The 13,426-nt window shown below is 68.1% G+C and carries 11 protein-coding genes; 8 read left to right on the top strand and 3 right to left on the bottom strand.

Features of this window, described 5'->3' with window-relative positions; all coding sequences use genetic code 11:
- Positions 1-29: 29 nt before the first annotated feature.
- The 5 genes from CFB46_RS02495 to CFB46_RS02475 all read left to right on the top strand — a co-directional run bounded on the left by CFB46_RS02495 (position 30) and on the right by CFB46_RS02475 (position 7,141).
- Positions 30-335 carry a DUF485 domain-containing protein gene (locus tag CFB46_RS02495; RefSeq protein WP_089499189.1) on the top strand — a complete coding sequence of 102 codons (306 nt, stop codon included), beginning with the start codon at positions 30-32 and terminating at the stop codon, positions 333-335.
- An 11-nt stretch (positions 336-346) separates the two neighbouring features.
- Complete coding sequence (locus CFB46_RS02490) at positions 347-2,032, top strand: cation acetate symporter (RefSeq protein WP_089499188.1); 1,686 nt, start codon at positions 347-349, stop codon at positions 2,030-2,032.
- Between the two features lie 370 nt (positions 2,033-2,402).
- Positions 2,403-3,692 (top strand): dicarboxylate/amino acid:cation symporter, encoded by a 1,290-nt coding sequence (locus CFB46_RS02485; protein ID WP_027785530.1) that lies wholly within the window; start codon positions 2,403-2,405, stop codon positions 3,690-3,692.
- A gap of 4 nt (positions 3,693-3,696) precedes the next feature.
- Entirely contained in the window at positions 3,697-5,706 is a 2,010-nt protein-coding gene (locus CFB46_RS02480; RefSeq protein WP_089499187.1) for a sensor histidine kinase, read from the top strand.
- Positions 5,707-5,788: 82 nt separating this feature from the next.
- Entirely contained in the window at positions 5,789-7,141 is a 1,353-nt protein-coding gene (locus tag CFB46_RS02475) for a sigma-54-dependent transcriptional regulator (RefSeq protein WP_027785528.1), read from the top strand.
- Positions 7,142-7,239: 98 nt separating this feature from the next.
- Here the strand turns inward: CFB46_RS02475 and CFB46_RS02470 are convergent, their stop codons facing one another.
- Positions 7,240-7,776 carry a peroxiredoxin family protein gene (locus CFB46_RS02470; RefSeq protein WP_027785527.1) on the bottom strand — a complete coding sequence of 179 codons (537 nt, stop codon included), beginning with the start codon at positions 7,774-7,776 and terminating at the stop codon, positions 7,240-7,242.
- A gap of 157 nt (positions 7,777-7,933) precedes the next feature.
- On the opposite strand from CFB46_RS02470, the gene CFB46_RS02465 reads away from it, so the two are divergent.
- Complete coding sequence (locus CFB46_RS02465) at positions 7,934-8,506, top strand: hypothetical protein (RefSeq protein WP_089499324.1); 573 nt, start codon at positions 7,934-7,936, stop codon at positions 8,504-8,506.
- 333 nt (positions 8,507-8,839) lie between these two features.
- Here the strand turns inward: CFB46_RS02465 and CFB46_RS02455 are convergent, their stop codons facing one another.
- Entirely contained in the window at positions 8,840-10,450 is a 1,611-nt protein-coding gene (locus CFB46_RS02455; protein WP_089499185.1) for a YifB family Mg chelatase-like AAA ATPase, read from the bottom strand.
- Positions 10,451-10,738: 288 nt separating this feature from the next.
- Entirely contained in the window at positions 10,739-10,990 is a 252-nt protein-coding gene (locus tag CFB46_RS02450) for an accessory factor UbiK family protein (protein WP_006489451.1), read from the bottom strand.
- A gap of 355 nt (positions 10,991-11,345) precedes the next feature.
- Between CFB46_RS02450 and CFB46_RS02445 the strand changes: the two genes are divergently transcribed.
- Positions 11,346-11,684, top strand: a complete 339-nt coding sequence (locus CFB46_RS02445; protein WP_006398175.1) for a P-II family nitrogen regulator — start codon at positions 11,346-11,348, stop codon at positions 11,682-11,684.
- 37 nt (positions 11,685-11,721) lie between these two features.
- Positions 11,722-13,236, top strand: coding sequence for an ammonium transporter (locus CFB46_RS02440; protein ID WP_089499184.1), 1,515 nt, complete (start codon positions 11,722-11,724; stop codon positions 13,234-13,236).
- Positions 13,237-13,426: the final 190 nt, after the last annotated feature.

The raw sequence follows: 13,426 nt of genomic DNA, 5'->3' as shown, positions 1-13,426 counted from the left end.
CGATACGACGAGACGATATTGGAGACAACATGGAGCTTTCCGTCATCGAAACGGTCACGGCGCGCCGCGACTACCAGCAGCTCGTGCGGGCACGGCGCCGCTTCAGCTTCACGCTGACGGCGCTGATGATCGCCACGTACTACGGCTTCATCCTGCTCGTCGCGCTCGCGCCGCACGTGCTCGCCGCGCCGCTGTACCGCGGCGCGACGACGACGGTCGGGATCGCCGCGGGCGTCGCGATCATCCTCGTCGCGATCGGCCTGACCGCGTGCTACGTGCTGCGCGCGAACCGTGCGTTCGACCGCCGCGTCGACGCGATCCTGCAGCGCTCGTAACGGAGGCCGACATGCGATGCATTTCGAGCGCGCTCGTCGCGCTGGCCGTTCTCGTTTCCTCCGCCGCCCATGCGACCGGCGTCGCCGGCCCGATGCCCGACAAGGTCGAGCTGAACCCGGTCGCGATCGGGATGTTCTTCGCGTTCGTGTTCGCGACGCTCGCGCTCACGCGCTGGGCCGCGCGCCGCACGCGCTCGACGCGCGACTTCTACACGGCCGGCGGCGGTATCACCGGGCTGCAGAACGGGCTCGCGATCGCGGGCGACTACATGTCCGCCGCGTCGTTCCTCGGGTTGTCCGGCATGGTGTTCATGTTCGGCTTCGACGGGCTGATCTATTCGATCGGTTTCCTGGTGGGCTGGCCGTTCGTGATGTTCCTGATCGCCGAACCGTTGCGCAACCTCGGCAAGTTCACGTTCGTCGACGTCGTCGCGTACCGCTTCGCGCAGCGGCCGATCCGGCTGCTGACGTCCGCGAATTCGCTGACGATCGTGGTGCTGTACCTCGTCGTGCAGATGGTCGGCGCGGGCAAGCTGATCCAGCTTTTGTTCGGGCTGTCATATGGCACGGCCGAGCTGATCGTCGGCGTGCTGATGGTCGTCTACGTGTTCTTCGGCGGGATGACCGCAACGACCTGGGTGCAGATGATCAAGGCCGTGCTGCTGTTGTGCGGCGCGACGCTGCTCGTGCTGCTCGCGCTCGGCGAATTCGGCTTCAGCATCGACGAGATGTTCCGCCGCGCGGTGGCCGTGCATCCGGGCGCGCTGTCGATCATGGGGCCCGGCAAGCTGATCCGCGATCCGGCCAATGCGCTGTCGCTCGGCATCGCGCTGATGTTCGGCACGGCCGGCTTCCCGCACATCCTGATGCGGTTCTTCACGGTGCCGAACGCGAAGGAGGCGCGCAAGTCGGTGCTCTACGCGACGGGCTTCATCGGCTATTTCTACCTGCTGACCTTCGTGATCGGCTTCTCGGCGATCGTGCTGCTCGCGCAGCATCCGGAATTCTTCCGGCTCGGCGCGAACGGCACGTTCAACCTGACGCACGACCTGCTCGGCGGCTCGAACATGGTCGCGGTGAAGCTCGCGCAGGCGGTCGGCGGCAACTGGTTCTACGGGTTCATCGCGGCCGTCACGTTCGCGACGATCCTCGCGGTGGTCGCGGGCCTGACGCTCGCCGGCGCGACGACGATCTCGCACGACCTGTATGCGCAGATGTGGGCGCGCGGCAAGCCCGACGAGCGGCTGGAAATGCGCATCTCGCGCGCGGCGACGATCGTGCTGTCGGCCGTCGCGATCGCGCTGTCGATCCTGTTCGAGCACGTGAACGTCGCGTTCATGGTCGGGCTCGTCGCGGCGGTGGCCGCGAGCGCGAATTTCCCGGTGCTCGCGATGTCGATCTTCTGGCGCGGGATGACGACGCGCGGCGCGGTGCTCGGCGGCGGCCTCGGCCTCGTGTCGGCGGTCGCGCTCACGGTGCTGTCGAAGTCGGTGTGGGTCGACGTGCTGCATCATGCGCACGCGCCGGTGTTCCTCGACAACCCGGCGCTGGTGTCGGTGCCGCTCGCGTTCATCGGGATCGTCGTCGGCTCGCTCGCGGATCGCGGCGAGCGCGCGCGCCGCGAGCGCGACGCGTTCGCGCGGCAGGAGTTCTACGCGCAGACGGGCGTGCTGGCGAGCCGGGCCGTGCAGCACTGAATTCGTCCGATCAATGTGCCCATCCGTCCGGATCGCCGGACGGATATTTTCCGGAAATCCGGAATCCCGGATTTCCTTGCCTGCCGCATTATGGGAAATACAATGAAAACAACGGCTTGAGGGGTTCCGGAAACCTGGCATCGACCTTGCAATGTAAAGCGCATGGCCGCCCTCGGCCTGACTATTAAATCAAGGAGACAATCGATGACCAGCGCCTTCCTCCCCTTCCGGATGTTCTGAGGCATCGCTTGTTGCGGCACGGCAGCCGCGCGGGCGATTGGCTCCGGGGGGATTGCCTCCCGTTCTCATTCATCCCTGCGCGCGTGACGCCGTTTCCACCGGCTCATCATCTACTTCAGCAGGAATCATCGTGAAGAAGAAACCCTTCTACAAAGTGCTTTATGTGCAGGTGATCTTCGCCATCATCGTCGGCGTGATCCTCGGCCACTACTACCCGGCGCTCGCCACCGACATGAAGCCGCTCGGCGACGGGTTCATCAAGCTGATCAAGATGGTGATCGGCCCGATCATCTTCTGTACGGTCGTCACCGGCATCGCCGGCATGGAGGACATGAAGAAGGTCGGCCGCGTCGGCGGCAAGGCGCTGCTGTACTTCGAGATCGTGTCGACCTTCGCGTTGCTGCTCGGCCTCGCGGCCACGCACCTGCTGCGTCCGGGCGTCGGCTTCAACATCGATCCGGCGACGCTCGACGGCAAGGCCGTCGCGTCGTACGCGGCGAAGGCGCACGGGCAGTCGACGGTCGACTTCCTGATGCACATCATCCCGAACACGATGGTCGACGCGTTCGCGCAAGGTGAAATCCTCCAGATCCTGCTGATCGCGCTGCTGTTCGGCAGCGTGCTCGCGCACCTCGGCGAGCGCGGCCGCGTGGTCACCGATTTCATCGACGGCCTGACGCGCGTGCTGTTCGGCATCGTGCACATCGTCACGAAGCTGGCCCCGATCGGCGCGTTCGGCGCGATGGCGTTCACGATCGGCAAGTACGGCGTCGGCTCGCTGGTGCCGCTGCTCAAGCTGATCGGCACGTTCTATCTGACGTCGGTCGTGTTCGTGCTCGTCGTGCTCGGTACGATCGCGCGCTTCACGGGCTTCTCGATCATCCGCTTCGTGTCGTACATCAAGGAAGAACTGCTGATCGTGCTCGGCACGAGCTCGTCGGAAGCCGCGCTGCCGCAGCTGATGGAGAAGCTCGAGAAAGCCGGCTGCTCGCGTTCGGTCGTCGGGCTCGTCGTGCCGACCGGCTATTCGTTCAACCTCGACGGCACCAACATCTACATGACGATGGCCGTGCTGTTCATCGCGCAGGCGACCAACATCGAGCTGACGTGGATGCAGCAGCTCACGCTGCTGGCCGTCGCGATGCTGACGTCGAAGGGCGCGAGCGGCGTGACCGGTGCGGGCTTCATCACACTCGCCGCGACGCTGGCCGTCGTGCCGACGATCCCGCTGTCGGGCATGGTGCTGATCCTCGGCATCGACCGCTTCATGAGCGAATGCCGGGCGCTGACCAACATCGTCGGCAACGGCGTGGCAACCGTCGTCGTGTCGGCGTGGGAGAAGGAACTCGACCGCAACAAGCTGCGCCAGGCGCTGAAGGGCGGCGCCGAAGTCGCGCCGACCGAGACGGCCGGCGTCTGACGCGATGAACGAGCAGGCGGCGGCGCCGTCCGCCGGCCATGCGGCCCGCGGCGGCCGGGGCATCGATGCGCAGGCCTATGACACAATAGGCGATCCGCATCGCCAGGAAGCCTCGACCGTGACGCGCCGCCTGCTCATCCTCGTCGTGCTTGCCGCCGCGCTTGCCGCGGCGTGCGCGCTCACGTGGACGATCACCTGGCAGCGCGGCGTCGCCGAGCTGCAGCGCAATGCCGCGGTGCGCGTCGATCGCACCACCAACGCGCTCAAGAGCACGCTCGACCGCTACGAGTCGTTGCCTTATCTGCTCGGCAGCCATCCGTACGTGCAGGACCTCCTCGCCGAGCCGAAGCGCGGCGATTACACCGCCCGCGTCAACCGCTATCTCGAAGACCTCAACGAACATGCGCACGCGACCGTCACCTACGTGATCGGCGCGGACGGCCTGTGCGTCGCCGCCAGCAACTGGCGCGCGCCCGACAGCTTCGTCGGGATCGAATACCGGTTCCGCCCGTATTTCCTCGATGCGATGAACGGCCAGGTCGGCCGCTTCTTCGGGATCGGCACGATCTCGCGCGATCCCGGCTACTACATCTCGCAGCCCGTGTGGCGCGACGGCCGGATCGCGGGCGTCGTCGTCGTGAAGCTCAACCTCGAATGGTTCCAGGGCGCCGACGCGTCCGAGCCGCTCGTCGTCGCGGACGATCACGGCGTCGTGTTCCTGTCGTCCGTGCCCGCATGGAAGTACCACACGCTGCGCCCGCTCACGGGGCCCGTCGCCGCGTCGATCTACGAAACGCGCCAGTACGCGCAGCAACCGGTCACGCCGTTGCCGCTGCGTGTCGAGCAGACGCTCGGCGCCGATGCGGAAATCGTGCGGCTCGGCGCCGGCCGGCGCGCGCCGCGCTTCCTCGCCAGCAAGCGCCGGATCGGCGAGCCCGACTGGCTGCTCGTCACGCTCGCGCCGATCGCGCCGATCGATGCCGAGGCGCGCAACGCCACGATCGTCACCGGTTTCGGCTTCGTATCGGTCGCGCTGCTCGCGTTCTACTGGCGGATGCGCCGCGCCCGCGTGCGCGAGATGATCCGCGGCCGCGCGCTGCTGCAGCAGGCATACGCGGAGCTGAACCGGCGCGTCGAGGAACGGACGGCCGACCTGTCGGAGGCGAACGAGCAATTGCAGAAGGAAGTCGGCGACCGGATCCGCGCGGAGCAGGAACTGCGCGCCGCGCACGACGAACTGATCCAGGCGAGCAAGCTCGCCGCGCTCGGCCAGATGGCGGCCGGCATCACGCATGAACTGAACCAGCCGCTCGCGGCGCTGCGCGGCTTCTCGGACAACACGCGCGTGCTGCTCGATCGCGGCGAGCAGGCCGCCGCGCGCGAGAATCTCGAGGCGATCGCCGCGCTCACCGAGCGCATGGGCAAGATCACCAACCAGCTGAAGCTGTTCGTCGGCCGCGCGAAGCCGCGCAACGAGCAGGCACTCGTCGTGCGCGCGCTGCGCAGCGTGCTGTCGCTGCTCGACGAGCGCCTGCGCGGCGTCGCGCTCACGCTGACGCTGCAGGACGCGACCGTCTCGCCCGCGCGCGACGTGCCGCTCGATCTGGCGCACGACTATCCCGAACTCGTCGCGCGCTGCGAGGATCTGCGTCTCGAACAGGTGCTGATCAACCTGCTCGGCAACGCGCTCGACGCGGTGGCCGGCGTCGCGGCGCCGGCCATCGAGGTGACGATCGCGGTGTCGGCCGCGACGCTCGCGGTCGAGGTGCGCGACAACGGCTCCGGCATTGCGCCCGATTTGCTGCCGCGCCTGTTCGAGCCGTTCTTCACGACCAAGGAAATGGGGCGCGGGCTCGGGCTCGGCCTCGCGATCTCGTCGTCGATCGCGAGCGACGCGGGCGGCGCGCTGACCGCACGCAACGCACCGTCGGGCGGCGCGCTGTTCGTCTTGACGCTGCGGCGCGCGCGCACGCATCATCCGGACTCCGTGTCCGAGCCGGCGGGCTCGCATTAGCATGAGCAGGCCCGGTCGGCGAACGACCGGCATCAACGAGGGCCGCGCGTGCCGCGCGGCTCGTCAGGAGCAAGTGAGTACGATGGCCAACCGGCTGCAAGTGATCTATATCGAAGACGATGCGCTCGTGCGCCGGGCGAGCGTGCAGAGCCTTCAACTGGCGGGCTTCGACGTCGTCGGCTTCGAGTCGGCCGAAGCGGCCGAGAAGGCGATCGTCGCGGATACCGCCGGCGCGATCGTCAGCGACATCCGGCTGCCCGGCGCGAGCGGGCTCGACGTGCTCGCGCAGTGCCGCGAGCGCGTGCCCGACGTGCCGGTGATCCTCGTCACCGGGCACGGCGACATCTCGATGGCCGTGCAGGCGATGCGCGACGGCGCGTACGACTTCATCGAAAAGCCGTTCGCGGCGGAGCGCCTGATCGAGACGGTGCGCCGCGCGCTCGAGCGCCGCGAGCTCGTGCTCGAGAACCATGCGCTGCGGCGCGAGCTGGCCGGACAGAACGTCGTCGCGCCGCGCATCATCGGCCGCAGCCCCGCGATCGAGCAGGTGCGCAAGCTGATCGCGAACATCGCACCCACCGACGCGTCGGTACTGATCAACGGCGACACGGGCGCCGGCAAGGAGCTGATCGCACGCAGCCTGCACGAGCTGTCGCCGCGCCGCGACAAGCCGTTCATCGCCGTGAACTGCGGCGCGCTGCCCGAGCCGATGTTCGAGTCCGAGATGTTCGGCTACGAGCCCGGCGCGTTCACCGGCGCCGCGAAACGGCGCGTCGGCAAGCTCGAATACGCGTCCGGCGGCACGCTGTTCCTCGACGAAATCGAAAGCATGCCGCTCGCGTTGCAGGTGAAGCTGCTGCGCGTGCTGCAGGACGGCGTGCTGGAGCGGCTCGGCTCGAACCAGCCGATCCGCGTGAACTGCCGCGTGGTCGCGGCCGCGAAGGGCGACATGAGCGAGCTCGTCGCGGCCGGCACGTTCCGGCGCGACCTGCTGTACCGGCTCAACGTCGTGACGATCGCGCTGCCGCCGCTCGCCGAGCGCCGCGAGGACATCGTGCCGCTGTTCGAGCACTTCATGCTCGATGCGGCCGTGCGCTACGGGCGGCCCGCGCCGGTGCTGACCGACCGACAGCGCGCGAGCCTGATGCAGCGCGACTGGCCGGGCAACGTGCGCGAGCTGCGCAACGCGGCCGACCGCTTCGTGCTTGGCGTGGCCGACATGCCGCCGGAAACGGGGGCGGGCGACGGCGCCGACAACGACCAGACGCTGAAGGAGCGCATCGAGCAATTCGAGCGCGCGGTGATCGCCGAGGCGCTGAACCAGACGGGCGGCGCGGTCGCGGCAACGGCCGACCGGCTGCATGTCGGCAAGGCGACGCTGTACGAGAAGATGAAGCGCTACGGGTTGTCGGCGAAAGGCGAAACCGAGCGCTGAAAAGCAAACGGACCGCGGAACCGGGTTGCCCGGTCATGCGGTCCGTTTCTTGTTGGAAGGGCGCGGTGCGCGTGCCTTCCAGCCGGATCCGGCGGCGCTCAGGCCGCGTTGCCGTCGAGCGCCTTCTTGAGCAGCGCGTCGAGTTCCGCGAATTGCGGCGCGCCGACGTAGCGCTTCAGGATCTTGCCGTCCTTGTCGACGACGAAGGTCGTCGGCGTGAGTTGCACGTTGCCGAACTGTTTCGCGACGCTGCCGTCGTCGAGCGCGACCTTGAACGGCAACTGGCGCGTCTGCGCGTAGTTCGCGACGTACATCGGCGGATCGTAGTTCATCGCGACCGCGACGAATTCCAGCCCCTGGCCCTTGAAGCGATTGTAGGTATCGACCATCTGCGGCATTTCCTGCATGCAGGTCGCGCAACTCGTCGCCCAGAAGTTCACGAGATAGACCTTGCCCTTCAGGTCGCCGGCGGTCGAGACCTTCTGGCCCGACAGCAGCGTGAAGGTCGCGTCCGGCACGCTGGACTTGCCGTTGAACGCGAAGAAGCCGGCGACGGCGATCGCCGCGACGACGGCGGCCGCGACGAGGTAGCGCACGGGGCCGGTACTGCGGCGGGCGGAAGGCGTGGTGTTCATCTGGTGCTCTCGGAGTCGATGACGCTGATCGATGCAAAGGACGTCGAAATTCGGCGCCCATTTTAGCGCGAATGCGGCGCGCGCACCGGCGGCGGCCGCGCATCCCGGTTTTCCGGTTCGACGGATAATGATCGTTTTGCCTGCCGCGATCCACGCCATGCCGAAGGAAGTCACCGATTCGTTGCGCCCCCTTTTTCGCCCGCTGCGACACTTCGCCGCGCTGGCCTGCCTGAGCGCCGCGCTGGCCGCGTGCTCGCCGTCGTACGACTGGCGCACGCTGCACAACGACGCCGGCTACACGATCGACCTGCCGGCGAAGCCGACCGTCGAGGAGCAGCCGGTGACGCTCGGCGGTACGTCGATGCCGATGCGGATGCAGGCCGCGCACGTCGACGGTGCAGTGTTTGCGGTCGGCACGCTGACGTTGCCCGACGATCGCGACGACACGCGCCGCGCGGCGCTCGACTTCCTGCGGGCGGGGCTGTCGCGCAACCTCGAAGGTGCGCCGCGCACGGCGGCGGTGCCCGTGCCGCTCGCGGCCGGCGGCGCGGTGAACGGGCTCGAGTTGCGCATCGCGGGTGCCGCGGCCGGCGGCGATCGCGCGCGCAAGACGATCGTCGCGCGGCTCGTGGCACGCGGCCGGCATGCGTACCAGGCCGTCGTGATCGCCGACGGGCCGCTCGCGCAGGAGCAGCTCGACCAATTTTTCGGCTCGTTCAAACTCGATTGACGACGGCCGGCAAGGGCGCTCAGACACCCCGTGACAACTGAAAGTTCATTCGCAGCTTTCGACGCTAATCGTCGGATTTTGCGAGGGTTTTTCGGCTATCCACAGCGCATGTGGATAACTTTGTTGAAAAGTTGCCGATATTTCCCGCAGAGCCGCGCGGGACGGCCTTCCGGCCCGTTTGGTCGTCCGTTCGCATTCTGATAAAAATCAATAAAAACAACGGGATACGAATTCCGCCCGGCAAAGGCCGCGACGAGCCGCGATCCGGGGCCGGATTCGCGGAATTGTGTATAAGTCAAGTCTTGACAGCCTGATTTTGTCCTCCAGGGCCGCTTACAGCGCCGTCAGCGCGCGCCGGTAGCGGATCGCCTCGGCGATCTGCGCGGCCGTCGGCAGCGGGTCGCCGGCCAGGTCGGCGATCGTCCGCGCGACTTTCAGCACGCGGAAATACGCACGCGCCGACCAGCCGAAGCGCTCGCCGGCTTCGCGCAGCAGCCGCTCACCTTCGTCGGTCGGCCGGCACAGGTCGTCGGTTTCGCGGCCGCTCAGCATGTGATTCGTCTTGCCCTGCCGATCGAGCTGCAGCGCACGCGCCCGCGCGACCCGGGCGGCCACCGCGGCGCTCGGCTCGCCGGACGCCGTCGCGCGGGTTGCGAGTTCGGCCGGCGACAGCGCGGGCAGGTCGATCTGGATGTCGATGCGGTCGAGCAGCGGCCCCGACAGCTTGCGCAGATAGCGGGCGGCCACGTCCGGCGAGCAGCGGCAGCGCCCGGACGGATCGCCGTGCCAGCCGCACGGGCACGGGTTCATCGCGGCGATCAGCTGACACGCGGCGGGGAAGTCGGCCTGCTGGGCCGCGCGCGAGATCGTGATGCGGCCGGCTTCGAGCGGCTCGCGCAGCATTTCCAGCACGTGCCGGTCGAATTCCGGCAGTTCGTCGAGAAACAGCACGCCGAGGTGCGCGAGCGTGATTTCGCCCGGCTGCGGCGGGTTGCGGCCGCCGACCAGCGCGGCGGCGCTCGACGAGTGATGCGGCGCGCGGAACGGCCGGCGGCGCCATTGCGCGGGCGAGAAGCCGAGCCGGCTCGCGGAAAGGAGCGCGGCCGAGGTCAGCGCCTCGTCGTCGGTCAGCGGCGGCAGCAGGCCGGCCAGCCGTGCCGCCAGCATCGACTTGCCGGCCCCGGGCGGGCCGACCATCAGCATGTGATGCCCGCCCGCGGCGGCGACTTCCAGTGCGCGCCGCGCGCCGCGCTGGCCGATGACGTCCGCGAGGTCGGGCCCGGCGGGTGCCGGCAGGCCGTCGAGACAGGGCGCCGCGACCGGCGCGAGCCGCCCGTCCGGTGCATCGGCGAGATGCGCGCACAGCGCGGGCAGGTCGGGCGCGCCGAACACCGTGACGCCCGGCACGAGCGCCGCCTCGGCCGCGCTGGCGAGCGGCAGGTACAGCTCGGGCGGGCGCGCTGTCGCGGTCGAATCGCGCGGGGCGCCGGAATCCAGGCCCGGGCCTGGGCCGCCGGCGAGCTCCGCGCCGGAGCCCTCCGCACGCCGGTCCCGCGCGGCGCCGCATGCCATCGCGAACGCGCCGCGCATCGGCCGCAGCGCGCCCGTCAGCGACAGCTCGCCTGCGAATTCGCGGCCGGCCAGCGCGTCGGCCGGGATCTGGCCGTTCGCGGCGAGGATGCCGAGCGCGATCGGCAGATCGAAGCGGCCCGATTCCTTCGGCAGGTCGGCCGGCGCGAGATTGACGGTGATGCGGCGCACCGGGAATTCGAATCCGCAGTTCTGCAGCGCGGCGCGTACGCGCTCGCGGCTTTCGCGGACTTCGAGATCGGGCAGCCCGACGATCGAGAACGACGGCAACCCGTTGGCGAGATGGACTTCGACGGTGACGTCCGGCGCGCGGCCGGAGGCGGGCGCGCGACTGCGCACCACGGCGAGCGACATGGCGAGGCTCCTGTAAACAGGCGGACGACGGCCGTTCGGGGCCGCATGCCGCGGGAATCGGAGGAATCGAATGCGCGCTTGCCGGCGTGGCGCGGGAAAAGAACGGGGTGTTGCGAACGACGAACTGCGAAGAGCGATGGACTGCGAAGAGCGACGAACTGCGAAGAGCGGAGGGTGCTGCGAGGAACGACGGACGACGAAGCGTGGCGAAAGGCGAAACGGCTTCGGGGTGGCGGGCGCGGGCCGCACGAGGCGGCCCGCGCCCGGACCTTGCGGCCGGGTGGGGCGTCAGGCCTGCGGGGCGGCGAGCTTCTGCTCGAGTTCCGCGACGCGCTTTTCGAGTTCCTCGAGGCGCACGCGGGTGCGGGCGAGCACCTGTGCCTGGGTATCGAATTCCTCGCGCGTGACGAGATCGAGCTTCGAGAAGCCTTGCGACAGCATGGCCTTCACGTTGCGCTCGACGTCCTTGGCCGGCGAGTTTTTCAGCAAATCGCTGACACGCGACTGCAGATCGTTGAAAACGTCGCTGGGTTGCTTCATGTGATTCCCCTTCCTTGCACAAAAAATGTGCATCTTCAGTTGCGTACGTGCCCATGATGCACGCATGACCGGAAATGGTGCGCCGGAGGCGCGAATTCCGGGCATGGCGCCCGCATGGGTGAATGCCCCGGCGATTCGGGACGTGCGTGCACTCTAGCAACGATCCTTTCGCCGCGCCAGCAAACCGGGCCATGTTGGCCATTCGGCCGGGCTTCCGCGCCTTACATCACGGGATGCGACCCCGCCATGAAGCCCTTCGAGACGGTGCTCGGATCAACATGGCATGCGAGTTGCTGAGAAGAGTCCGTTACAACATTCCAACCAATTCGACGGGACAACCCAGCGAGAGGACTTCATGAAACTCATTACCGCAATCATCAAGCCGTTCAAGCTCGATGAGACGCGCGAGGCGCTGTCGGCGCTCGGCGTTTCGGGCATCACGGTGACGGAGGTGAAAGGGTTCGGGCGCCAGAAAGGGCATACCGAGCTGTACCGCGGCGCCGAATACGTGGTCGATTTCCTGCCGAAGATGAAGATCGAGGCGGCCGTCTCCGACGATCTCGTCGACCAGGCGGTGGAGGCGATCGAGCGGGCCGCGCGCACGGGCAAGATCGGCGACGGCAAGATCTTCGTCACGCCGATCGAACAAGTGATCCGGATTCGCACCGGGGAGACAGGCGCGGACGCGCTCTAACAGAACAGACAAGACAAGCGACAAGAGGAAACCCAAGATGCGCAAATTTTTGATGTCCCTGCTGATGGCCGGCTCGCTGATCGCGACCGGCGTCGGCTCCGCGCTCGCCGACGACGCGGCGTCCGCCGCGGCTGCTTCCGCGCCCGCCGCCACCGCTTCCGACGCATCGGCCGCTGCCGCACCGGCCGCTTCGGCGCCGGCCGCCGACGCATCCGCTGCCGCCGCTGCCACACCGCCTTCGGGCGTGGCCGACGCATCGGCCGCCGCAGCGGCATCGGCCGCCGCCGCATCCGCACCGGCCGCACCCACCGCGCCGTTCTCGGTCGATTCGTCGAAGATCAGCGCGGGCGACACCGCGTGGATGCTGACGTCCACCGCGCTCGTGCTGTTCATGACGGTCCCCGGCCTCGCGCTGTTCTACGCGGGCATGGTCCGCAAGAAGAACGTGCTCGCGACCGTGATGCAAAGCTTCGCGATCACCGCGCTGATCACGGTGCTGTGGACGGTGGTCGGCTACAGCCTCGCGTTCACGCCGGGCAACGGCTTCATCGGCGGCCTGTCGCGCGTGTTCCTGCACGGCATGTCCTACGTGAAGGGCGACAAGGCGACGACGCTGACGGTCAGCCATCTCGCGACGACGATTCCCGAGTCGGTCTACTTCGTCTACCAGATGACGTTCGCGATCATCACGCCGGCCCTGATCTGCGGCGCGTTCGCCGATCGCATGAAGTTCTCGGCGATGCTCGTGTTCATGACGCTCTGGTCGCTGATCGTCTATGTGCCGATCGCGCACATGGTGTGGGAGCCGAGCGGCTGGCTGTCGGCGGACGGCGTGCTCGACTTCGCGGGCGGCACCGTCGTGCACATCAACGCCGGTATCGCGGGCCTCGTGTCGTGCCTGGTGCTCGGCAAGCGTGTCGGCTACGGGCGCGAATCGATGGCGCCGCACAACCTCGTGCTGACGATGATCGGCGCCTCGATGCTGTGGGTCGGCTGGTTCGGCTTCAACGCGGGTTCCGCGGTCGCCGCCGACGGCCGTGCCGGCTTCGCGATGCTGACGACTCAGGTCGCGACGGCCTGCGCGGCGCTCGGCTGGATGTTTGCCGAATGGATCGCGAAGGGCAAGCCGTCGGTGCTCGGCATCGTGTCGGGCGCGGTCGCGGGTCTGGTGGCGATCACGCCGGCGGCCGGCTTCGTCGGCGTGGCGGGCGCGCTCGTGATCGGTATCGCGGCGGGCGTCGTGTGCTTCTGGTCGGCGACGTGGCTCAAGTCGAAGCTCGGCTACGACGATTCGCTCGACGCGTTCGGCGTGCACGGCGTGGGCGGGATTCTCGGCGCACTGCTGACCGGCGTATTCGCGGTCAAGGACATCGGCGGCATGGACGGCAGCCTGCTGCTGCAGGCCAAGGGCGTGCTGATCACGCTCGTGTACAGCGGCGTGCTGAGCTTCGTGCTGCTGAAGCTGATCGATCTGACGATCGGCCTGCGCGTGTCCGAAGAGGAAGAGCGCGAAGGCCTCGACGTGGTGCTGCACGGCGAGCACGTGGAATAAGTCACACGAATCGACGGCGCGCCGCCGTGACGGCGGCGTCCGCTCCGAATGAGCGCAGCGACTTCGGCCCGCCTACCCGGCGGGCTTTTTTTCTCCTGTCACCCGCTGCCGTAGCGGATAACCCTGCGCGCTATCGGGTCAATAGCCGAAAACTTCCTCCAAACCCTTGCGAAGCCGGGAACAATCCCCA

This window comes from Burkholderia sp. HI2761 (assembly GCF_002223355.1).
Classification (GTDB): domain Bacteria; phylum Pseudomonadota; class Gammaproteobacteria; order Burkholderiales; family Burkholderiaceae; genus Burkholderia.
This window is presented reverse-complemented; position numbering and strand designations above follow the sequence as displayed.

What these genes read in the sequence shown, in the direction of transcription:
- CFB46_RS02495 (WP_089499189.1), top strand. Translation starts at nt 30, where the DNA reads ATGGAGCTTTCCGTCATCGAAACGGTCACGGCGCGCCGCGACTACCAG.
- CFB46_RS02490 (WP_089499188.1), top strand. Translation starts at nt 347, where the DNA reads ATGCGATGCATTTCGAGCGCGCTCGTCGCGCTGGCCGTTCTCGTTTCC.
- CFB46_RS02480 (WP_089499187.1), top strand. Translation starts at nt 3,697, where the DNA reads ATGAACGAGCAGGCGGCGGCGCCGTCCGCCGGCCATGCGGCCCGCGGC.
- CFB46_RS02475 (WP_027785528.1), top strand. Translation starts at nt 5,789, where the DNA reads ATGGCCAACCGGCTGCAAGTGATCTATATCGAAGACGATGCGCTCGTG.
- CFB46_RS02470 (WP_027785527.1), bottom strand. Translation starts at nt 7,776, where the DNA reads ATGAACACCACGCCTTCCGCCCGCCGCAGTACCGGCCCCGTGCGCTAC.
- CFB46_RS02465 (WP_089499324.1), top strand. Translation starts at nt 7,934, where the DNA reads ATGCCGAAGGAAGTCACCGATTCGTTGCGCCCCCTTTTTCGCCCGCTG.
- CFB46_RS02455 (WP_089499185.1), bottom strand. Translation starts at nt 10,450, where the DNA reads ATGTCGCTCGCCGTGGTGCGCAGTCGCGCGCCCGCCTCCGGCCGCGCG.
- CFB46_RS02450 (WP_006489451.1), bottom strand. Translation starts at nt 10,990, where the DNA reads ATGAAGCAACCCAGCGACGTTTTCAACGATCTGCAGTCGCGTGTCAGC.
- CFB46_RS02445 (WP_006398175.1), top strand. Translation starts at nt 11,346, where the DNA reads ATGAAACTCATTACCGCAATCATCAAGCCGTTCAAGCTCGATGAGACG.
- CFB46_RS02440 (WP_089499184.1), top strand. Translation starts at nt 11,722, where the DNA reads ATGCGCAAATTTTTGATGTCCCTGCTGATGGCCGGCTCGCTGATCGCG.